Genomic DNA, 22,354 nt, shown 5'->3' with positions numbered 1-22,354 from the left:
CGAAGACCGTTACATTATAGTTTTTTAGAATTTGAACAGACCGGGCCTTTCGAGGGCCGGTCTCCATTTATAGAAGGGCGGGGAACGATGGTGTTTGCGGAAAGAACAGGATTTATTATTTGGGTCAGTGATTTGAAAGCGGCCCGCAATCTCGAAAAATATGGTACCGTGCATTATATCTCCCGCCGTATGCATTATGTTGTCATGTATGTTAATGCAGAACGGGCTGACGATACGATGAAAAACGTAAAGCGGCTTTCCTATGTGCGCAAAATCGAGCGCTCCTATCGAAACGAGATTAAAACCGAGTATGCTAGCAAAACGGCGGACAAAACGAGTTTTTACGGAGTATAGCAGGAAACATAGGAGGGACCCACTGGGTCGCTCTTTTCTAAAATAAGCATAAATAGATTTTTGCGAAAAAAAGTTACACTTACGCCTTGTTGTTACGGGACTAATGTTGTAATATATTGGGTAATAAATAGATAGAAAGTCCTATCTGGTGGAGAGTGATTCCCATGCGTGATAAGGTGATGCAACGTTGGAGCACCTACGAGCCGTTTTTTGTGGCTCTCGGAGACAAGAAAGTGGCTGACATCGTCATTACCCATCATGCAAAGATGCGGTATGCAGACCGTATTGAGCCTGCACGTAGTGATGATGACCATATTGCGGCTTGGTTATGGGAGTGTCTGAAGCAGGACAGGGTAACGCCATATTACCGCAATGAGCAGGATGTTTATCTGATTGACGATGATCTGGTGGTGGTTGCTGAGTTTTCCGAGCTTGAAGGAGAATATGACATTACAGGCAATCCGCTACACAAAATGATTGTAGTGACGTTTTTGGGACGTATGTCGGAGACGATTGAACTAAGAGATCTGAAGTCATATTATTCTTGGCTGAGGCATTCCAGAAGAATGACGCTGGTCAAAAATAGCCGGAAGCATAGATGATGAAACAGATTTGAGATTGCAATCATAAAAATTTATGGATGAGAAGTGAAGAATCATTTGTACCAACGCATGCAGACAAGCTGCATGCTTTTTTTTGTTGCCAGACTGGAAATCGGATACAATATAGTAAGTGTAATAGAAGAGGGGCGAAGATATGAATTTTCATCAGTTGCACATTTTTTATACGGTAGCGGAAAAGGGGAGTTTTTCCGCAGCTGCGCAGGCGTTACATATGACACAACCGGCCGTGACGATGCAGATCCAATCGCTGGAGGATTATTTTGGGACAAAACTGCTGCATCGTTCCACCAAAAAAATAGAATTGTCGGAGGCAGGAAGGACGTTACTGCCTCACGCCAAGCGAAGTGTGGAACTTGTCCGTCAGACAGATGAAGCGATGTCTGCTTTTACGCAGAAATTGCAGGGAAGATTACAGCTTGGAGCAAGTCTGACCATTGGTGAATACGTGTTGCCACGTATGCTTGGGCCCTTTGCCAAGCAGTATCCCGATATCTCGATTGTGATGAAAGTGATGAATACCACCCAGATCATGGATGAGATTTTGAAGCACCAGTTGAATTTTGGATTAATCGAAGCACCGGTAAATCATCCGGATATGATCGTCGAACCTGTGATGCAGGACGAACTGAAACTGATTGTACCAGCAGGACATGATCTGGCAGGACGGGGAAAAGTAAACTTGGAAGAGGTAATGAACTACCCTTTTGTGCTACGTGAGGAAGGTTCAGGTACTCGCCAAGTGATGGAAGGTCAACTGCAAAAGAAAAAAATAGATCCGAGTGACATGAATGTGGTTATGGAGCTTGGGAGTACAGGTGCGGTCAAATCGGCTGTAGAGGCTGGCGTGGGCATTACGATGTTGTCTCCTTCGTCCGTGCAGCATGAGCTGGCACTGGGGCTTGTACATATTGTGGATATTCGCGGGCTTGAATTCAAACGGCAGTTTTATGCCATTCACCTTAAGTCATCTTTGTTGCCTTTGTCGGCTGTTGCCTTTCTAGGGTATTTGCGACAACAGGAGCTCGAGCAGGGAGAACGGGTTTAAGGATGAAAGGGCTGTAAAATTTCAATCAGAAAGGGATGGGAGCCAATGGATCAGCATCAAGGACGCTGTGATCTTCATACGCATAGTCAGGCTTCAGATGGGATGCAACCACCGGCTGATAATGTGAAGCTTGCAAAACAGAGAGGACTGGCTGCGGTAGCCTTAACGGATCATGATACGGTAGCAGGTGTAGCAGAAGCGAAGCAAGCGGGAAAAGAGTACGGTATCGATGTTATAGCTGGAGTCGAAATCAGCACACGGGCTGGTGGTAAAGATATTCATGTGCTCGGTTATTACGTGAATACGGAGGATGAGTTATTTCTGCAACGGTTGCGCGGATTGAGAGAAGCGCGGGAGGAACGGAATCATCTGATTATTGGCAAGCTCCAGCAACTAGGATTGGATATAAGCTGGCAGGAAGTACTGGATGGACTCGGACGACCGTTAGCGCCAGATGAGAGTATCGGTAGACCTCATATGGCTGATGTATTGGTGAAAAAGGGATACGCTACCGACATGCGAGATGCATTTGATCGATATCTTGCTGAAGGCAAGCCTGGCTTCGTATCTGTACCGCGAGTTACGCCTAAGGATGCCTGTGAGTGGATTAGAGCAGCAGGAGGTGCCGCGGTAATTGCGCATCCGGGTCTCTATAGCGATGATGACTTAGTACGCCGTATTATCACAGAATCCCTTCCGGATGGCATTGAAGTCTTTCATTCAGACCATGGCCCGGAAGAGGAACACAGATATGCTGAAATGGCCAGAGAATATGATCTTATTGTGACAGGTGGTTCAGATTACCATGGCGAACGACAAGGCGTTGTTTTTCATGGAGATCTGGGTAGCAAGACGGTACCTTTTGATGTGCTCGAAAGACTGCAGGCGGCTGCACACAGCAAGAGATAACCTCATTAGGATGTGTTTATCCTTGAATTGAATAGTTAACCCAATCGCCACGTTTAGCTCCAAGCCGATCGAATAATTGTTGTGCACGCTCGTTAGTCACGGCTGTAATCCATGACATATATGCACATCCATGTTCATGCGTATATTGCTGACAGCGTGAGAATAAATTGGCTTCGGTTTCTCCTTCTCTGAATGCTTCCGTGACAAAAAGGTCATTCATAATCGTTACACGTTCTGCTTTCATCGTACTGTACGTGAAAAACAATGTAGCGAATCCGATCAACTTTCCGTCCTCTTCTGCTACAAATTGAGCGCCGATCTGCTGCTCCAGCAGGTTGTTAATCAAAAGTTCGATTGCTTGGTCACCTGGCCACGGATTATTGTAGAAACCTACGACGTAGTCATGCATCAATGCTATCAGTGGTTTCAGATCATCCGAGCGAGTTTCTCTAATATGAATCGGCATAGAACACATCCTTCTTTTATGTATTCATTGAGTTAATACGGCGTTATTATACGTAATAGTGAATAAATATGCAATTAGAATTAAGAAATGGAGTGACACGTGTTACTCTTCTAAACATATACGATAACCAAAAAATCCCCTCGGCCTTAGCTGGCAGGGTTTTTTTGGTTATCGTTACATCTCATCCTATAAGATAAGTGGCAGCTTATCCATTTTTTATCGTGGATGGTAAGCTTTTAATTAATTCATCGTTTGGTGTTACAAACAGAGTTTTCTGATGGTCGTATATGACAAATCCGGGTTTTGCACCACTTGGTTTGCGAACGTGACGGATATACGTGTAATCCACAGGGACACTGCTTGATTCCTTCGCTTGGCTGAAATAAGCGGCGAGTTGAGCGGCTTCCTCCAGCGTAGCTTCACCAAAATCAGTACTGCGAATAACGACATGGGAACCCGGAATGTCCTTAGTGTGCAGCCAAGTATCATTAGCTGATGCCAGACGATTGGTCACATACTCGTTCTGTAGATTGTTTTTGCCGACCAGAATGTCAATTCCCTCTGATGAAGTGAACTGATGCACAGTTGGACGATCATTTTTCTTCTTTTTCTTGCCTTTTTTGTTCCGATCACGCAGATAACCTTGCTGTACAAGTTCGTCTCGAATTTCTTCGATATCGTTCATGGAGGCGATGGAGAGCTGCTGAAGCAGATTATCCAGATAGGCGATTTCATCCTTGGTTTTACCAAGTTGCTCGTGAATTACAGCCAGACTGTTTTTATATTTGTTATAACGTTTGAAGTAACGCTGAGCATTATCAGAAGGTGTGAGCAGTGGATCAAGCTGAATCGTAATGTTGCCCTGATCTTCATCGTAGAAGTTAATCAGCTCTACACTCTTATCACCCTTGTTGACCAAGTGCAGGGATGCGAATAACAACTCGCCCCATAGTCTGTACTTGTCCGCATCGTCGGCTTCAAGCAAGTCTTTGTTAAGATTATCGAGCTTTTTAATGTTTTTGCTACGCTCATTCTGCAGGAACCGGAGCAGATCGCTTACTCTTTGTTTAACGGTATCTCGCTCAGCCTTGTCCCCGTAGTAATCCTCCATACATTTGCTCATCGTATCGTACGTTTTTTCCTGATCCTGAATGCTCTCTAGTCGAATAGCGGAAAAGATCATTTTGCCTTTGGCGTTCAGCCCTGTTACAGGAGTGTACTGATGTTCTTTGACAGATTCGATGACTGATTCAAAAGCAGTCCAAAGAGCTCCTGCCTCCATACGGTCTGAATCGGAACCTGTTCGCGTTGCAATCTCACCTGCAATCAGCGGACTCATCCCGCTAAAAGCATTGACGAGCCAGCGTGAGGCGTCTGCTTTTGTTTCTATAGCCGTTTTAGTTGTGTCCGTTTGTGATCCAGCTTCATTTTCGTCTGCATCTACATTTGCTGCAGTAGCAATCTTCTGCTCAAACTCGTTTTGGGATACCTCTAACGGATTGCTTTTATGTTGCTCTGGCGGTGCAGTATAGGAAAAACCGGGCATAACCACACGATAACTACTGATGGATGGTGTGACATGGTGAATCCCGTCCAATATCGCATCCGTCGCAGGATCAAGCAAAATGATGTTACTGTGACGTCCCATCAGTTCAATGATGATACGTTTGGCCGAAACATCGCCAAGCTCGTCCCGCTGACGTACATCGATATGAATGATCCGTTCCATTCCAATCTGACGGATATTCTCAATGATAGCCCCTTCGCAGTGTTTCCGCATCAGCATGCAAAACATCGGTGCCTCTGTCGGATTCAAAAATGTTTTCTCTGTAAAATGTACACGCGGATATGTCGGGCTTGCCGACACAAGCAGTTTGCTGTTACCGCGCTGAGCGCGCAGGGTAAGCACCACATCATGGCCGTTAGGCTGATGAATTTTGCTAATACGTCCTCCGATACAGCCTTGCAGCTCATGTACGATGGCTCGGGTTACAATACCGTCAAGTGCCATATTGTCCACTTCCTCTCTATCTGGCATTCGAATGAATTCATACAGAATGCTTCATCTATAACGGCTCACAGGCAACCGCAGCATATGTAATAACATTTTTATACGATGGCTGACTGCATTTTTCCAAATAACGGAGTTGAGCAGTAATCTACGCAGACCTTTATTTTAGCTTATTCTGCCCATGAGGGAAAGGATTCAGCTTCCGGGTGCTATTCACGGACCTGTCCGAATACATATAGAGCAGGTAGTTTGTCCGGCATAGTGTACAGCCTGCCCTAGCAGCATGCCGGTGAAACATGTGAGCTTGCATTGCAGATGAAATAGGATTGGGAGGGAATTTTGGAGCATGGAACATACCAAGTGGCACCAACTAAACGACGAAGAGCTTCGTGAAACTCTCGGCGTGAGCCCGCAGGAAGGGTTGACGGACGAAGCGGCAGCAGAGAAACGGAAGATTGCTGGTTCAAATGAACTGAGTGAAGGACAGCGAATATCCCCGATCACCCTGTTGCTGAATCAGTTTAAGGACTTCATGGTGTTAGTTCTCATGGGAGCGACGCTTGTATCCGGTTTACTTGGAGAATATCTGGATGCAGTAACGATTGTGGCAATTATTGTACTAAATGCTATTTTGGGATTTGTACAGGAGTTCCGGGCAGAACGTTCTCTTCGGGCACTGAAGCAGTTGTCGGCTCCTGCCGCCAAAGTACTCAGGTCGGGACAGGAGGTACATCTTGCGGCCAAACAATTGGTACCGGGAGATGTTATCATGGTGGAAAGTGGTGACCGCATTCCTGCGGATGTGCGCTGGCTGGAAACCAACAGCCTCGATGTAGAGGAGTCGGCACTCACCGGAGAATCCGTGCCTGTCAGCAAACATTGCAGACCTATAGCTAGTGACGATGTTCCTTTAGGGGATCAAAAAAACATCGGTTTTATGGGTACTATGGTCACACGCGGTACAGCCAAGGGAGTTGTCATTCGGACGGGGATGGACACCGAGATGGGGAAAATCGCGGATTTGATTCAAAATACGGAGGAGCAGGAGACTCCGCTACAGCACAGACTCGAGCAGTTAGGCAAAATTCTGATCTTTGTTGCACTTGGATTAACGGTGATGGTCGTAGTCGCAGGTATCCTTCATGGACAACCCGCAGTAGGCATGTTCCTGGCAGGTGTCAGTCTCGCCGTGGCAGCCATACCGGAAGGATTGCCGGCTATCGTTACGATTGCGCTGGCGTTAGGTGTCCAGCGGATGATCAAACGTAAGGCCATCGTACGTAAGCTGCCATCTGTAGAAACGTTAGGTTGCGCGTCGGTGATCTGCTCGGATAAGACAGGTACACTGACACAGAACAAAATGACGGTAACGAACGTGTGGCTTGAAGGGCGCAGCATTAAGGTGACTGGAGACGGTTATGCACCAGAAGGTCATATGTTGGAAAATGATCGAATACTCGACCTGAAAAATGACCAGTCCTTACGAAGAATGCTACAGATCAGTGCACTTTGTAACAATGCCAGTATTGTCGAGACGATTGTAAACGATCCAGCCAGCAAGAAAAAGAGTAAAGAGTCCAAAAAAGAGAGCAAGAAAGGCCGGAAGAACGGCCAGCAGGAGGAAGAGCAAGTTAGTGCTAACCAAGTGCTCTGGGAGTTAAAAGGGGACCCGACAGAGGGTGCACTTGTAGCCATGGCTTCTAAAATGGGTCTTACTCCTGCAGGACTCAAGGAATTATACGATCGAGAGCAGGAATTCCCGTTCGACTCCGAGCGAAAACGGATGTCTGTTATGATCAAACATCAAGGTGGGCGTATGGTGTATACCAAAGGAGCGCCTGATGTACTGATTGAGCATTGCAGTTACATTTTGTGGGAAGGCAAGGTAGTTCCGTTCACCGGCACACTGCGCCAGAAAGTGATGGCTGCCAACGAAAGTATGGCGGGTAACGCTCTGCGAGTTCTTGGTATGGCCTATCGTGAAGTCAAGCCGAAGGAACATGTGGCTGACGAGCATGCAGCTGAAAGCCAGCTTGTATTTGTTGGGCTTGCTGGCATGATCGATCCACCTCGCCGTGAAGTTCGTGAGGCCATTGCGACATGCCGCAAAGCGGGCATCCGGACAGTGATGATCACGGGAGATCATGGAACAACAGCGGAAGCGATCGCTCATCAGCTGGGTATTCTCCCGCGCGGAGGAGCATCGTTAAGCGGGCAGCAACTGGCAGGCATGACGGATGAACAATTGGATAAAACGGTCAATGATATCTATGTGTTCTCCAGAGTTTCGCCTGAGCACAAATTGCGTATCGTCAAATCGTTGCAGCGCAAAGGACACGTTGTCGCGATGACTGGGGACGGCGTCAACGATGCACCTGCGATCAAGGCTGCGGATATCGGGATTGCCATGGGCATCACGGGAACGGATGTGACAAAGGAAGCTTCATCTCTCATTTTGAGTGATGATAATTTCTCCACCATTGTGGCGGCTATTGAAGAAGGGCGTAACATCTATGAGAACATTCGCAAGTTTATCCGTTATTTGCTGGCTTCGAATGTCGGCGAGATTTTAACGATGTTCTTTGCCATGATGATGGGCTTGCCGTTGCCACTCGTGCCAATCCAGATTCTATGGGTAAACCTGGTGACCGATGGTTTGCCAGCGATGGCGCTCGGGGTGGATCAGGCGGAAAAAGATTTGATGGAGCACAAACCTCGCGGCGCAAAGGAAAATATTTTTGCACGCAGGCTGGGCTGGAAAATCATTAGCCGCGGTGTATTGATCGGATTATGCACGCTCGGTGCCTTCTGGTTGACACTTCAGGCTGCACCGGATCATCCTGGTCAGCTGCTCAAGGCTCAGTCTGTAGCTTTTGCTACATTGGTGCTTGCCCAGTTGATTCATGTGTTTGACTGCCGTAGTTCACGTTCGATCTTCCACCGCAATCCGTTGCAGAATAAATATCTCGTTCTGGCAGTTATCTCATCGGTTGTGCTGATGCTGGTGGTAATGTATGTGGAGCCGTTGCAACCCATCTTCAAAACGGTACCTCTCGGTCTGCGCGAATGGGCTATCTGTATCGTAGCCGCAGGCATTCCAACATTCCTTATGGGGGCTGGCAGTGTCTGGGGTGGTCGCCGGAATCGTCGCCGCATGGGCGGTCCTGGACGCTTCGTACCGAAAAGTACAAAGTTTTCAGCATAAAATCAATAGCTTTTAATATCTCGTTTCGATATGCTATCCTCAAAATGATTCAAAGCGAAAGCTTTGATATTTTGCAGGATAGCTTTTTTTGTATGCTTTGTGCGCATGATATGAAGATTAGCTATAAATAAACTATAAAGCTTTGGCGGAAGACTGCCAAAAGGAGTGGGCAAGATATGGAATTTACGAAAATGCACGGACTAGGCAACGACTTTATCGTTGTATTTGGTGAAAAACAGCTTCCAGCAGATGCGGCTGAACTTGCGGTAAAATGGTGCAATCGGTTCTTCGGTATCGGAGCAGATGGTCTGGTTTATATACTGCCTTCGGAAAAGGCGGATTTTCAGATGCGCATCATGAACTCGGACGGTTCTGAAGCGGAGCAATGCGGCAACGCGATCCGTTGTGTGTCCAAGTATGTATATGACCATGGGCATGTTGATCGCGAGCAAATTACGATTGAAACGATTGGTGCAGGGGTTCAACCTGTAACTCTTAACATCCGGGATGGCAAGGTAGAGACCGTACGGGTAGACATGGGCGAGCCGATTCTGGATGGTCTTCAAGTACCTACCACAGTGGATGCGAATCCGGTGGTCAATCACAACATTGAAGCGAATGGACATGCATTCAAATTCACAGCGGTGTCTATGGGCAACCCTCACGCGGTCATCTATGTTGATGATGCAGTGAATTTTGATCTGACAACATGGGGGCCATTGCTTGAGGTTCACCCGATGTTCCCGAAAAAAATTAATGTTGAATTCGCAACGGTACGCGACCGCGGATTTGTAGACATGCGTGTATGGGAGCGTGGCGCTGGTCCGACACTGGCTTGCGGAACAGGCGCTTGTGCAACGCTGGTATCCTCTGTACTGAATGGTCATACAGATCGTACTGCTGTAATTAGCCTTAAAGGCGGGGATCTGAACATTGAGTGGAACGAGGCGGATAACCACGTCTATATGACGGGACCAGCCGAAGTTGTTTTCAAAGGATTTACTTCATAGTTTCTTGAAAAAAGTAGAAGGTTACACGGAAGAGGCCTGCAGGGCCTCTTTTTTTATCCAAATTAGACAAGATGTTACATGCTGTCCGGTCATCAAGGACGAATTCAGCACATATTTCGCAGGAATGTCCACTGGAGTCGGACATACAGTAAATACCTGTGTTTTTCTTCGTTTTTAAGCATTTTTTGTGTTACATTAGTATGAAAACGATCACAGTCAGGCGGGGGGAAACGGGATGAAGGCAGATTTACGTACAGCGATGAAGCAACGTGTTCTTGTTGGGGATGGGGCCATGGGGACATTTCTATATCAAATGGGATTTCCGGTAGGGATATCTTATGAAGAGTTGAACTTAATTTCACCTGAAGTTGTGGCTGATGTGCATCGTCGTTATCGTGATGCAGGCACGGATATATTCGAGACCAATACGTACTCGGCTAACTTTGACAAGTTGTCTAAATTTGGGCTAGAGTCCAAAGTGGAGGATGTGAACCGTGCGGGCGTACGCATCGCGAAAGAAGTGGCAGGGGCAGAGGGCTACGTTCTGGGTGCAGTAGGTTCGATTCGCGGCGGCAAACGGACAAATGTGTCTACTAGTGAATTGAAACGCTTCTATCAACAGCAGATTTTTGCGTTACTAGACGAAGGCGTAGATGGCATCTTGCTTGAAACGTTCTATGATATCGAAGAGATGGATATCGCTCTTTTGCAGGCCCGCAAGCTGAGCGACCTGCCTGTGATTGGACAATTCGCGGTAGAGGATGTAGGCCATACGCTGGACGGTTACACGATGCCTGAAGCATTTCGTATCATGCGCGAACAGGGGGCTGACGTCATCGGTTTCAATTGCAGGTCTGGTCCGAACGGGATCATGCGTGCGATGGAAACCGTTTCTGGACGTATCGGTGTTCCGATGTCCGTATATCCGAATGCGGGTGCGGCGGACTATGTGGATGGTCAGTTCCGTTACGGTGCAACACCAGAGTACTTTGGTCAGACTGCAATACAGTTTGCGGATCTTGGTGCACGTATTATCGGCGGTTGCTGCGGTACAACGCCGGATCACATCACTGCGATTAAAGAAGCGCTTGCGGATTACGTACCTCAGCCGATTGCTGAACCTGATCCTGCCGAGATTACGTCACGCATTGTACTTCATGAGAATGTGGATGAACGCGCAGGACGAGGGGGCCAGCCAACCATTGTTGATCTGGTCAAACAACGCCACACGGTCATTGTAGAGCTTGATCCCCCGCGTGATCTGGATATTGCCAAGTTTATGAAGGGTGCCGAAACACTGAAAGCGGCAGGAGCGGATGCCCTTACGCTTGCTGACAACTCCCTTGCTGTAACACGTATGAGTAATATGGCACTCGGACATCTGGTGCAGGATCGCACAGGACTTCGTGCACTTGTGCATATTGCCTGCCGTGACCGTAACTTGATCGGAACTCAATCCCATATGATGGGATTCGATGCACTCGGCATTAACCATGTGCTTGCCGTTACGGGCGACCCTGCAAGGTTTGGTGACTTGCCTGGTTCAAGCTCCGTGTACGATTTGACATCGTTTGAAATCATAAGAATGATTAAACAACTGAATGATGGTGTAGCCTTTTCGGGTAAACCGTTGAAACAGAAAGCCGGCTTTGTTATTGGAGCGGCCTTCAACCCGAACGTGAAACATCTGGACAAAGCGGTACAAAGGCTTGAGAAGAAAATTGCCTCCGGGGCAGACTATATTATGACTCAGCCGGTGTATGATCCGGAATTGATCGTGGCGATGCGTGAGGCAACCAAACATCTGGACATTCCTATTTTCATCGGTATTATGCCACTCGCAAGCGGCCGAAACGCAGAGTATCTGCACAATGAGGTTCCAGGTATCCAGCTTTCCGATGAAGTGCGTTCACGGATGGCAGGACTGGAAGGTGAAGAGGGGCGTGCCATGGGAGTGACGATTGCAAAAGAGCTACTGGATGTAGCTACAGAGCACTTCAAGGGCATCTATCTGATGACTCCGTTTATGTTCTATGGCATGACGGCAGAACTGACTCAATACGTCTGGGAGAAATCGGAGCATCAATGTCCTACTTGTTTCAACCCTAATAATCAATTACAATAGTAAAACGGATGTGATGCCGATGTCATTCAGTATGACCGGATACGGTCAATCCGCCTTTCATTTTGGCGGCTACAAGGTACAATTGGAGATCAAATCAGTCAATCATCGTTATTGCGAAGTGATGATGCGTCTGCCTAGAGAGTGGACGTATTATGAAGATGGTTTGAGAAAGATCGTACAGGGCCGCTTGAAGCGTGGGCGGATTGATGTTTATGTAATGAAAGAAAAAGAGGAAGACCAGGCTCTCCCCGCTGTTCTGAATGAGCAGGCGGTCAGGGCCTATCTGCAGGCTGCAGAGCGGCTTGAGTCTCAATTTGGAATGCAGGGCAAGCCAAGTATTGTGGATATGCTAGGTTTGCCGGATGTCATGGTTCAACCGGATGGGACAAGCCCCATCCAAGAGGAACAAAAAGACGAGTGGGAGCAGGTTCTGCAGGCTGGGTTGAACGAAGCTCTGTCCAGTTTGGAGCAGATGCGCGCTCGTGAAGGTCTTCATCTGGCCAATGATCTGGAACGGCGGATTACCCGTCTGGAGTCACTACACACCGAGATGCTTGCACTTGCACCCACTGTGGTGAGCGATTACCGCAACAAGTTGAGACAGCGTCTTACGGAGTTGCAGGAGGACGGCTCTTTCCCTTTTGATGAGCATAAATTGGGTATGGAAATCGCAGTCTTTGCTGATCGTTCCAACATTGAAGAGGAGCTTACGCGTTTACTCAGCCACTTTGGACAATGTAGAGAATTGTTGAAGAGCGAGGAATCGGTAGGCCGCAAGTTGGACTTCCTGATTCAGGAGATGAATCGCGAGGTTAATACGATTGGATCAAAAGCCAACCACTTGGCTCTGGTGAACCGTGTTGTCGAGATGAAAGCGGAGCTGGAGAAGATTCGTGAGCAAGCGGCGAACATCGAATGAACGGCTAAATTTCGGCAAAAGAGTCGCATGTATAGGGGGAAGAACCTGATTATGGCAATCAAACTCATTAACATTGGATTCGGTAACATCGTATCGGCGAACCGGATTATATCCATCGTGAGTCCGGAATCGGCGCCGATCAAGAGAATTATACAAGAGGCTAGAGATCGTCACATGCTGATTGATGCAACGTATGGAAGACGTACACGTGCCGTAATCATTACGGATAGTGATCATGTTATTCTGTCTGCAGTTCAGCCTGAAACGGTCGCCCATCGTCTTTCCTCGAAAGATGATGATAACGACGAATAAAATGGAGTGTAATATGTCTAAGGGATTACTGATAGTGTTGTCCGGCCCATCTGGGGTCGGGAAGGGTACAGTATGCAGTGCGTTGCGCCAGCGGGTGCCGAATCTGACTTATTCGGTTTCAGCAACCACTCGTCAGCCACGTTTGGGTGAAGAGCATGGAGTGAACTATTTTTTCCACTCTCATGATGAGTTTTTGAGAATGATTGCCGAGGATCAACTGCTGGAACATGCAGAGTATGTGGGCAATTATTACGGCACTCCGCGTAATTTTGTGGAGAAAACGATCAACGAAGGCCGAGATATTATTCTGGAGATTGAGGTTCAGGGTGCACTTAAAGTGAAGGAGAAATTCCCTGAAGGAATTTTTGTTTTCCTGCTTCCTCCTTCTTTGGATGAGTTGAAGGATCGTATTCAAGGACGGGGCACGGAAAGTCAAGCGACGATTGATCACCGGATGTCTGTAGCAGTCGATGAGATCAATCTGCTCGAGCACTATGACTATGCCGTGGTTAATGATGAGATTGATTCGGCTTGCAAACGAATAGAAAGTATCATTATCGCCGAACATTGTAAGATCAATAAATAATCCCTTTTGCCGCCGCGTACAGCGATATTCATGGGGCAGTTGTCATATCATGTTAAGGTTGAGGTTCATTCTGGACTGCTGCTTCTACGTGAGGACACGCAACATCAGGTTCTGTCCGGCGGCAACTTGTGATTATACTAAAGCAAAGAGGTGTTTTGTTAATATGCTGTATCCTTCAATTGATGAAATGATGAACAAAGTTGACAGCAAGTATTCCCTGGTTGTTGCTGCTTCCCGCCGTGCGAGACAGCTTCGTGAAGGCGAAAAAACAGAGCTGAGAAACGCAAAGTCCCATAAACAGGTTGGCGTTGCTTTGGAAGAGATTTATGGTGATCACCTTGTTGTGATTAAAGGGCAGGACGAAGAAGAAGAGTAAGCCCCAGGGCTGCTCTTCAACTGCATACGGCGATAGCCGAAATCATTTTGACAACCGAAAGGTTGTTATTTTTTTACGAATAAGCCTTGATCATATCGATGAACTAGTATTGAACTTGTATTGATGTCTTAACATTATCGGGGGATATTGAACATGTTGAACGGTAAAAAAATCGTGCTTGGCGTAACAGGGGGCATTGCAGCTTATAAAGCAGCAACATTATGCAGCAAACTGGTGCAAAAGGGAGCGGATGTTCACGTCATCATGACCGCTTCGGCGACACAGTTTATTACCGAATTAACGCTGCAAACGTTGACCCGAAACGCAGTATATACAGATACATTCGATGAACGTGAGCCAGCGGTGGTCTCTCATATTAATCTCGCAGACATGGCTGATTTGGTGCTGGTCGCTCCGGCAACAGCGAATGTCATTGCCAAGATGGCACATGGGATGGCTGACGATATGCTAACTACGACCCTGCTTGCTACTACTGCACCAGTGATGATTGCTCCTGCCATGAATGTGCACATGTATGATCATCCGGCGGTGCAACACAATATGAATCTGCTGGCTGAACGGGGCACATTAATGATTGAACCGGGTGAAGGACTTCTGGCTTGCGGATATGTAGGCAAGGGGCGCCTGGAAGAACCGGAGACTATTGTGGATGTGGTAGAGCGTTTTTTTGCTCAGCGTGATGCGGTATCGGTAAAACCTTCAGAACAGACCTGGTTTACAACTGTTGCACAAGGTGGTGCGCAGCCGGGAACTCAAGAGTCGTTGCACAGCGTGATGTTAGGGCAGGATTCGCTTTTGAAAGGTAAAAGGGTCGTGGTTACCGCTGGCGGTACGATCGAGCGCATTGATCCGGTGCGTTATATTACAAATGATTCATCCGGGAAAATGGGATTTGCCATCGCCGCTGCAGCGCGTGATCTTGGGGCTGATGTGAAGCTTGTTATGGGTAATACACAGGCACAGCCGCCAGAAAATGTAGAGATCATACCCGTACAGTCTGCCCAGGACATGTATGAGGCAGTATCCCGTGAGTGGGATGGTGCGGATATCGTCATTAAGGCAGCCGCTGTCGCGGATTATCGCCCGAAAGAAGTTTACATGGAAAAAATCAAGAAAAAAGGCGACACGTTGTCGCTCGAACTTGTGAAAAATATAGATATTTTGGAGACGCTGGGTAAACGGAAAAACCATCAGTATTTGATTGGTTTTGCTGCCGAGACCCAGTCGCTCGAGATGTATGCACGTGAGAAACTGGAACGGAAAAATTGTGATCTGATCGTAGCCAATGATGTCACCCGTTCGGGAGCAGGATTTGGAACAGACACCAACGCGGTGCATATTTATGACCGTGATGGGTTGGTAGAGGAGCTTGAGCTGATGTCCAAGGAAGAAGTGGCACATCGTTTGCTCCGAATTGCGGCGGAGCGCATTGCCGGGAGGAATTAGAAGATGGAGATTGCCAAGGTCATTGTCGATGTGCCTGTGAAGCAGACCGACCGGCCTTTTGATTATCTGGTGCCCGACTCCATGAAGGAATGGATTGAGGTGGGGAGCAGGGTAGGTGTGCCTTTTGGACATCGCACCGTGCAAGGGTTCGTCGTTGATCTAGTTCCCCGTACGGGAGAAGAATCATTTAAGCTAAAACCTATTCAGGAGTTACTGGATATCGTGCCGCCACTGTCGAAGGATCTGGTGGAACTGGCGGAATGGATGAGCGAGCGATATGCGAGCAATCGGATTTTGTCCTTGCAAGTGATGGTGCCAACAGCGTTGAAAGGAAAAGCGGAGCGCTACATTTCACTAGGAGATGCACTAGATGGACATGTTGGAGGTGAATCTTCTAACGAAGACGTTCTGTTTATGTGGGGAGAGGAATCGACAACCGAGAAGGTGCAGCAGGATATTATCCGTTTTGTCAAAAGCCGGGGGCAAGTTCCGCTGCAACAATTAAGCCGAAAATACCCCAACCATGCAGCCTTGATCAAAAAGCTGTTGCTCGGCGGTGTGCTTTTGGAAAGTCAGGCGATTAAGGATAAGCTGAATAAAAAAACGATGAAGTCCGTGAATCTGGCTGTGGATATCGCTGTCGCGGAAGAAGCGTTGTCTTCGTTCCCGTCAAAAGCACAACGGCAGAAGGAAATTCTTTCTTTTTTGCTGGAGATGAAGGATTTGCTGCCCATGCCTTTGAAGGAAGTATTGTCTACGCTTCAAGTTTCGGCAGCAACGATCAAAGGCCTTGAGGAAAAAGGCTTGGTTGTAACAGAGGACGTGGAAGTATTCCGCGATCCGTATCAGGGCAGACGTTTTAAACCGACAGAACCACTGAAATTGACAGACGAGCAACAAGACGTATACAGCAGTATCAACGGTCGGTTGCAGGAACAGCGTCATGGTGTATTTCTTTTGCATGGTGTTACCGGAAGCGGTAAAACGGAAGTATATCTGCAGACGATTCAACAGTGCATCAATCAGGACAGACAGGCCATCGTGCTGGTACCGGAGATTGCTCTTACTCCACAGATGGTGGAGCGCTTCAAAGGACGTTTTGGTGATCAGGTTGCGGTCATGCACAGTCGTCTTTCCGGCGGTGAACGTTATGATGAATGGCGTAAAATCAGGGAAGGTCAGGTGAAAGTTGCGATTGGTGCCCGCTCTGCGGTATTTGCTCCATTCAGCCGTCTGGGACTGATTATTATGGATGAAGAACATGAGACTTCCTATAAACAGGAAGAAACGCCGAAATACCATGCGCGTGATGTAGCTGTCAAAAGAGCACAACAACATCAGGCCGTGGTGGTTCTGGGTTCGGCTACGCCTTCGTTAGAAAGTTATTATGCTGCGCGTTCGCAAAGCAATGATGATTTTGCTCCTCTCTTGCTTGAAATGCCTACAAGGGCGCTTGGCAACAATCTGCCAGCTGTAAGAATCATCGATATGCGTGAAGAACTGAAGGATGGCAATCGTTCCATGTTCAGCAGAGCGTTACACAAAGGGTTGGAAGAGCGTTTGGAGCGCGGAGAACAGACGGTGCTGCTACTGAATCGGCGCGGATATTCAACCTTTGTGATGTGCCGAAGCTGTGGATATGTGGCGGGCTGTCCTGAATGTGACATCTCTTTGACATATCATCAGCGTTCCAACAATTTACGCTGTCACTATTGCGGGTATGCAGAAGCGGCGCCCGAAACGTGCCCGGATTGTGGAAGTGAGCATATTCGCTACTTTGGTACAGGAACGCAACGGGTTGAAGAGGAACTGGCCAAGCTGTTTCCAGGGATACGGGTAATCCGTATGGATGTGGATACAACAACGGAGAAAGGCGCGCATGAGAAGCTGTTAAAACAGTTTCGGGAGAAAAAAGCCGATGTGTTACTTGGAACCCAGATGGTTGCCAAGGGGCTCGATTTCCCTGATGTGACGCTCGTTGGAGTCATCACCGCGGATTCAGCTCTTAACTTGCCTGATTTCCGTGCTGCCGAGAAAACCTTCCAACTGCTGACACAAGTGGCAGGCCGAGCGGGTCGTCATCAATTACCGGGTGAAGTATTTGTACAGTCTTACACGCCAGAACACTACTCCATTGGACATGCAAGCCAGCATGACTATGTATCCTTTGTGAAGGAGGAATTGCTACATCGGAGAAATTTACAGTATCCGCCATACTGTCGTCTGATTCTGGTAACCTTCTCCCATGAACAACTTCCTGTACTGATTCGATTGGCTGAAAACTATACCCGATTGCTGAAAGAAAAGGCGAATGCTGCTGGATGGCTGGGCAGTCTGGACCGTTTCAGTAACGAAGCCTTTGATGTGCTTGGGCCTGTAGCTTCTCCAATTCCAAGGATCAAGAATAGATACCGATTCCAATGTATGATAAAATGGCGTGGGGATGTGGATGCCATCGGTCTGGCTCTGGCAACGGCCCGGCACATGGACGATGATGTTCAGGCCCAGAAGCTGCTCATTAGCCTTGATGTAGATCCGCAGATGTTAATGTAGACATTTTATAGCATTTTGATGCGAAAATGTGGATGTGAACAAGCGGTATAAACATAGATTAAATGAACAACGAAATAGAGATTATTGCCTAGAAACTATGATGAGAATTGGGAAGGTGCTTACAACATGTCGATTCGTATTATCGTTAAAGAACCAGATGAGGTGCTTCACAAAAGAGCCAAGGAAGTTACCAAAGTTACACCTAATGTGCAAAAGTTGCTTGATGATATGGCAGACACGATGTACGACGCAGAAGGGGTAGGTCTTGCAGCTCCGCAAGTCGGTATTTTGAAACGTTTGATTGTGATTGATGCAGGAGATGAGCAAGGGCTGATCAAAATGATTAACCCGGAGATCATTTCCAGTGAAGGAGAACAGTTCGGACCTGAAGGATGTCTGAGTATTCCTGGAATTAACGGTGATGTTCGTCGTTTTGAGACAGTGACCGTTAAAGGCCTCGATCGTGAAGGTAAAGAGTTGATTATTACAGGAAGCGGTTTGCTATCCCGTGCGTTTCAGCACGAAATTGACCATTTGGACGGTGTGCTCTTCACAGATATCGCTGAAAAAGTATATGAAATTACCCCAGAGCAAACTGGACCGCGTCGCAATTAAGGAGTGATCGATTTGAATATTGTCTTTATGGGAACACCTGAATTTGCCGTTCCTTCTCTGGATATGTTGATGGCGGAAGGATACCATGTGGTAGGCGTGGTAACACAGCCGGATAAACCGCAGGGAAGAAAAAAAGTGCTTACACCTACACCGGTTAAGGCCGCAGCTGAACGCCACGGTCTGCCGGTGTTTCAGCCTGTCAAACTTCGTGATCCGGAAGCGGTAGCCCGCCTTGCGGAATGGAAACCGGATTTGATCGTCACTGCCGCATTTGGACAGATTCTTCCCAAAGCGGTGTTGGATATGCCGGTTCGCGGCTGTGTGAACGTGCATGGATCTCTTCTGCCTAAATATCGCGGAGGAGCTCCGATACAACGTTCTATCATTAACGGAGAATCCGTCACAGGGGTCACGTTGATGTATATGGCAGAAGGTCTGGATACCGGGGATATGATCTCTCGTGTGGAAGTACCAATCACGGATGAAGATACATCCGGCACGATGTTTGTCAAATTAAGTGAGGCCGGCTCCAAGTTGCTCCAAGCGGAGATGCCACGTCTCATCGCAGGCGAAACGACAGCTGTTCCACAGAATGATGAGGAAGCTTCCTATGCTCGTAATCTGACACGGGAAGACGAGAAGATGGACTGGAATCGTACATCCCGTGAATTGTTCAATCAGATTCGTGGTCTTGTCCCTTTTTCGGGTGCATTCACGATGTGGGATGAACAGGTATTTAAAGTTTGGGCAGCGTGCAATCCAGATCAGGTGGCGAATGAAGCTTCATCTGTTTCCAGTGCTGGACAAGCCGAGCCTGGAACCGTGTTGCAATTGAACAAATCAGGCATAGAAATCAAGACAGGCAATGGTTCCTTGTGGCTGACAGAGGTACAACCTGCTGGCAAAAAAGTAATGCAAGCCGCTGACTTTGCTCGCGGTGGAACATTGAAACCTGGCATGGTGCTGCGATGAGTACTTCAAGATCAGGACATTCTTCAGGAAAAGAACGCAAAGGAGCAGGCAACGGAAACGCAGGAGGCCCCGCGAATCTTCGTCAGACTAGCAAAGGTACTTCTGCTAAGGGAAGCCAGACTCATGATCGTTCGCAGAAACCGAAGACATCTGCTCGTGCACTCGCTGTCAAGGTACTGAGTGCGGTGGAGCAGGACGGAGCATACAGTAATCTGGAACTGAACCGCCGCCTCAAAGAAGCAGATCTTAGTTCTGCTGATGCAGGACTCGCTACGGAACTGGTGTATGGAACGATTGCAAGACGAAACACGCTGGATTATTATCTGGAGCGTTTTGTTGCCAAAGGAACAGCAAAATTGCAGCCTTGGGTGCGTAGTTTGCTTCGGATTAGTGCGTATCAATTGATCTATCTGGATCGAATTCCGGAACATGCCGTCGTCAGCGAAGCAGTGAACCTGGCTAAGAAACTTGGTCATCAGGGAATCTCAGGTATGGTTAACGGTGTGCTGCGGAATATGATCCGAAACAAGGAGCAGTTGCATGTTCCCTCGCATCTGCCGGTAGCTGAACGGATCTCACTGGAGCATTCTCACCCGCTGTGGATGGTGGAGCGGTGGATTGCTCAATATGGGGAAGAGATAACTGAGGCCATCTGTCGTGCGAATAATGAACCTCCAGCAGTGAGTATACGTGTGAATACGACGATGACAACACGGGACAAGCTGATGGAGGAGATGGTAAGCTCTGGGGCTGTGGTTGAAGCTTCGCATCTTAGCCCAGATGGCATTCTGGTTCGAAGCGGCGGCAATATGGCTCTAACGTCCTGGTACCGGGATGGGCTTTTCTCGGTTCAGGACGAAAGTTCTATGCTGGTCGCTGAAGCCGTAGCGCCGGAAGAGGGACAAAAGGTGCTGGATTGTTGTGCAGCACCTGGCGGCAAGACAGCTCATATCGCAGAGAAAATGCGGGACCGTGGACGCATCATAGCTAACGATGTTCATGCACATAAACGCGAGCTTATTTTGGATCAGGCTGAACGTCTTGGATTAAGCTGCATTGATGCGGTAACCGGGGATGCGCTTGATCTAGACAAGCGATATGCCGAGTCTTCGTTTGACCGGATTTTGCTGGATGCACCTTGCTCAGGTCTAGGAGTCATTCGTCGCAAGCCGGATGTGAAGTGGACTAAATCCTCATCCGACATTGAAGACATCTCCAGTCTGCAACGAGAACTTCTGGATTGTGTTGCGCCATTGCTCAAACCGGGTGGCATTCTGGTATACAGCACTTGTACCATTGAATCGGCAGAGAACGAGGATATGGTAGCGGACTTTTTGGATCGTCATCCAGAGTATAAGGCTATCGAAACATCCGCATGGTCACAGCCAGGAAGCAGGGAATGGAAGGCTGTGAATGGTGGTGTGCAGATTTTGCCACAATACGCTCACAGTGACGGTTTCTACATCGCAAGGTTGACAAGAACGGTCAATTAAACGTTTAATAGAGCACTAAAGGAAGGCCGCCGAGGAAAACCCTCGGCGGATTTCTTTGTGAGAGGCCACTTGGTGATTACTAACTAGTTTATAAAACGATGTCAGGATGCGATGGTAACAGTGAGATGTTATAATGCATGAAGAACGGGTCTCCAGGGTATACATGGATGTAAAGTGCCGTTTGTGATAGAATAGGACGAATGCAGTAAAACGATGGAAAGCAAAAGAAGTGCAAATGAAAAGAAAAAAGGAATAGGTGTTGAAAACAAAATGAAACCTTTTATATACGATTTTTCCCTGGAGCAACTGCAGCAATGGGCTGTGGAGAACGGGGAACCAGCGTTTCGCGGCGGTCAGATCTTTGACTGGATTTATGTGAAACGTGTAAATGATTTTAGTGAAATGACAAATCTCTCCAAGACGCTACGCGAGAAGCTCGCAGAGCAGTTTGAATTCGTAACTCTTAAGGAAATTACGAAGTTCGAGTCCAAGGATGGCACGGTGAAATTCCTATTTGGTCTGCATGATGATCATGCGATTGAAACGGTTATTATGAAACATAACTACGGGAACAGCATCTGTGTAACAACGCAGGTTGGTTGCCGGATTGGTTGTACGTTCTGTGCATCCACGCTCGGGGGACTGAAACGTAACCTGACAGCCGGGGAGATCGTTGCTCAGGTTGTACAGGCTCAGAAAATTCTGGATGAGCGCGGTGAACGTGTCAGCAGCATCGTGATCATGGGTTCGGGTGAACCATTTGAAAACTATGAAGCAACGATGACGTTTTTACGGATTATGATTCACGAAAAAGGTCTGAATATTGGTCAGCGTCATATCACTGTCTCTACAAGTGGAATCGTGCCGAACATCTACAAGTTTGCAGATGAAGACACGCAAATCAATCTGGCTATTTCGATTCACGCACCAAATGATGCCTTGCGTTCGAAACTGATGCCGGTGAACCGTCGTTTCCCATTTGATGATGTGATGGAGTCTCTCCGTTATTATCTGGCCAAGACAGGCCGAAGAATTACGTTTGAGTACGCATTGATCGGCGGTGTGAACGACCAGCCGGAACATGCGGCAGAACTGGCAAGTGTGCTCAAAAACATGTTATGCCATGTTAACCTGATCCCGGTTAACCATGTGCCTGAGCGCAAATATGTTAGAACATCAAGAAGTGATATTTTTAACTTCCAGAGAATTCTCTCGGAACAGGGAGTTAATGTAACGATTCGCCGTGAACAGGGACATGATATTGCTGCCGCTTGCGGCCAGCTTCGTGCAAAGCATATGGAGTTGAGGTGAGA

General features: G+C 47.7%; 19 protein-coding genes. 17 read left to right on the top strand and 2 right to left on the bottom strand.

Annotated elements, in window-relative coordinates:
• Nucleotides 1-90: 90 nt before the first annotated feature.
• The 4 genes from MHI38_RS06475 (at nucleotide 91) to MHI38_RS06460 (ending at nucleotide 2,931) form a co-directional block, all read left to right on the top strand.
• Complete coding sequence (locus tag MHI38_RS06475) at nucleotides 91-354, top strand: YlbG family protein (RefSeq protein WP_090923781.1); 264 nt, start codon at nucleotides 91-93, stop codon at nucleotides 352-354.
• 164 nt (nucleotides 355-518) lie between these two features.
• The gene (locus MHI38_RS06470) at nucleotides 519-956 is read left to right on the top strand and encodes a hypothetical protein (RefSeq protein ID WP_090923653.1); all 438 of its coding nucleotides are present in this window, start codon (nucleotides 519-521) and stop codon (nucleotides 954-956) included.
• Between the two features lie 154 nt (nucleotides 957-1,110).
• Nucleotides 1,111-2,022: a selenium metabolism-associated LysR family transcriptional regulator gene (locus tag MHI38_RS06465; protein WP_154888298.1), complete on the top strand. Its 912-nt coding sequence runs from the start codon at nucleotides 1,111-1,113 to the stop codon at nucleotides 2,020-2,022.
• A 45-nt stretch (nucleotides 2,023-2,067) separates the two neighbouring features.
• Nucleotides 2,068-2,931, top strand: a complete 864-nt coding sequence (locus MHI38_RS06460; protein ID WP_154888301.1) for a PHP domain-containing protein — start codon at nucleotides 2,068-2,070, stop codon at nucleotides 2,929-2,931.
• A 16-nt stretch (nucleotides 2,932-2,947) separates the two neighbouring features.
• On the opposite strand, the gene MHI38_RS06455 is transcribed toward MHI38_RS06460, so the two are convergent.
• Both MHI38_RS06455 and MHI38_RS06450 read right to left on the bottom strand, forming a co-directional pair.
• Nucleotides 2,948-3,397: a GNAT family N-acetyltransferase gene (locus MHI38_RS06455; RefSeq protein ID WP_154888302.1), complete on the bottom strand. Its 450-nt coding sequence runs from the start codon at nucleotides 3,395-3,397 to the stop codon at nucleotides 2,948-2,950.
• A 205-nt stretch (nucleotides 3,398-3,602) separates the two neighbouring features.
• The gene (locus MHI38_RS06450; RefSeq protein ID WP_154888659.1) at nucleotides 3,603-5,408 is read right to left on the bottom strand and encodes an Rqc2 family fibronectin-binding protein; all 1,806 of its coding nucleotides are present in this window, start codon (nucleotides 5,406-5,408) and stop codon (nucleotides 3,603-3,605) included.
• 346 nt (nucleotides 5,409-5,754) lie between these two features.
• Between MHI38_RS06450 and MHI38_RS06445 the strand changes: the two genes are divergently transcribed.
• From MHI38_RS06445 to rlmN, 13 genes are all read left to right on the top strand, one after another.
• Complete coding sequence (locus tag MHI38_RS06445) at nucleotides 5,755-8,613, top strand: calcium-translocating P-type ATPase, SERCA-type (protein ID WP_154888304.1); 2,859 nt, start codon at nucleotides 5,755-5,757, stop codon at nucleotides 8,611-8,613.
• A gap of 176 nt (nucleotides 8,614-8,789) precedes the next feature.
• Nucleotides 8,790-9,623 (top strand): diaminopimelate epimerase, encoded by an 834-nt coding sequence (dapF, locus tag MHI38_RS06440; RefSeq protein ID WP_154888306.1) that lies wholly within the window; start codon nucleotides 8,790-8,792, stop codon nucleotides 9,621-9,623.
• Nucleotides 9,624-9,858: 235 nt separating this feature from the next.
• Nucleotides 9,859-11,748, top strand: a complete 1,890-nt coding sequence (locus tag MHI38_RS06435) for a bifunctional homocysteine S-methyltransferase/methylenetetrahydrofolate reductase (protein WP_154888309.1) — start codon at nucleotides 9,859-9,861, stop codon at nucleotides 11,746-11,748.
• A 19-nt stretch (nucleotides 11,749-11,767) separates the two neighbouring features.
• Nucleotides 11,768-12,667, top strand: coding sequence for a YicC/YloC family endoribonuclease (locus tag MHI38_RS06430; protein WP_090923645.1), 900 nt, complete (start codon nucleotides 11,768-11,770; stop codon nucleotides 12,665-12,667).
• A gap of 51 nt (nucleotides 12,668-12,718) precedes the next feature.
• Nucleotides 12,719-12,979 (top strand): extracellular matrix/biofilm regulator RemA, encoded by a 261-nt coding sequence (gene remA / locus MHI38_RS06425; protein ID WP_006209218.1) that lies wholly within the window; start codon nucleotides 12,719-12,721, stop codon nucleotides 12,977-12,979.
• Between the two features lie 13 nt (nucleotides 12,980-12,992).
• On the top strand, nucleotides 12,993-13,565 hold the full coding sequence (gmk, locus tag MHI38_RS06420) for a guanylate kinase (RefSeq protein ID WP_154888312.1): 573 nt from the start codon (nucleotides 12,993-12,995) through the stop codon (nucleotides 13,563-13,565).
• Between the two features lie 163 nt (nucleotides 13,566-13,728).
• Nucleotides 13,729-13,941, top strand: coding sequence for a DNA-directed RNA polymerase subunit omega (rpoZ, locus tag MHI38_RS06415; RefSeq protein WP_090923643.1), 213 nt, complete (start codon nucleotides 13,729-13,731; stop codon nucleotides 13,939-13,941).
• A gap of 153 nt (nucleotides 13,942-14,094) precedes the next feature.
• On the top strand, nucleotides 14,095-15,408 hold the full coding sequence (coaBC, locus tag MHI38_RS06410; RefSeq protein WP_154888314.1) for a bifunctional phosphopantothenoylcysteine decarboxylase/phosphopantothenate--cysteine ligase CoaBC: 1,314 nt from the start codon (nucleotides 14,095-14,097) through the stop codon (nucleotides 15,406-15,408).
• Between the two features lie 3 nt (nucleotides 15,409-15,411).
• Nucleotides 15,412-17,961: a primosomal protein N' gene (gene priA / locus MHI38_RS06405; RefSeq protein WP_154888316.1), complete on the top strand. Its 2,550-nt coding sequence runs from the start codon at nucleotides 15,412-15,414 to the stop codon at nucleotides 17,959-17,961.
• Between the two features lie 126 nt (nucleotides 17,962-18,087).
• Nucleotides 18,088-18,576: a peptide deformylase gene (gene def, locus MHI38_RS06400; RefSeq protein ID WP_090923640.1), complete on the top strand. Its 489-nt coding sequence runs from the start codon at nucleotides 18,088-18,090 to the stop codon at nucleotides 18,574-18,576.
• A gap of 12 nt (nucleotides 18,577-18,588) precedes the next feature.
• Entirely contained in the window at nucleotides 18,589-19,548 is a 960-nt protein-coding gene (fmt, locus tag MHI38_RS06395; protein ID WP_154888319.1) for a methionyl-tRNA formyltransferase, read from the top strand.
• On the top strand, nucleotides 19,545-21,041 hold the full coding sequence (gene rsmB, locus MHI38_RS06390; protein WP_154888321.1) for a 16S rRNA (cytosine(967)-C(5))-methyltransferase RsmB: 1,497 nt from the start codon (nucleotides 19,545-19,547) through the stop codon (nucleotides 21,039-21,041). The genes fmt and rsmB overlap by 4 nt, the downstream gene beginning before the upstream one ends.
• Before the next feature lie 270 nt (nucleotides 21,042-21,311).
• The gene (gene rlmN / locus MHI38_RS06385) at nucleotides 21,312-22,352 is read left to right on the top strand and encodes a 23S rRNA (adenine(2503)-C(2))-methyltransferase RlmN (protein WP_090923780.1); all 1,041 of its coding nucleotides are present in this window, start codon (nucleotides 21,312-21,314) and stop codon (nucleotides 22,350-22,352) included.
• The last annotated feature ends 2 nt before the right edge of the window (nucleotides 22,353-22,354 follow it).

Source organism: Paenibacillus sp. FSL K6-1558 (assembly GCF_038002565.1).
GTDB classification, from domain to species: Bacteria; Bacillota; Bacilli; order Paenibacillales; family Paenibacillaceae; genus Paenibacillus; species Paenibacillus polysaccharolyticus.
The sequence above is the reverse complement of the archived record's forward strand: the minus strand, read 5'-3'. Positions and strand labels throughout refer to the sequence as shown.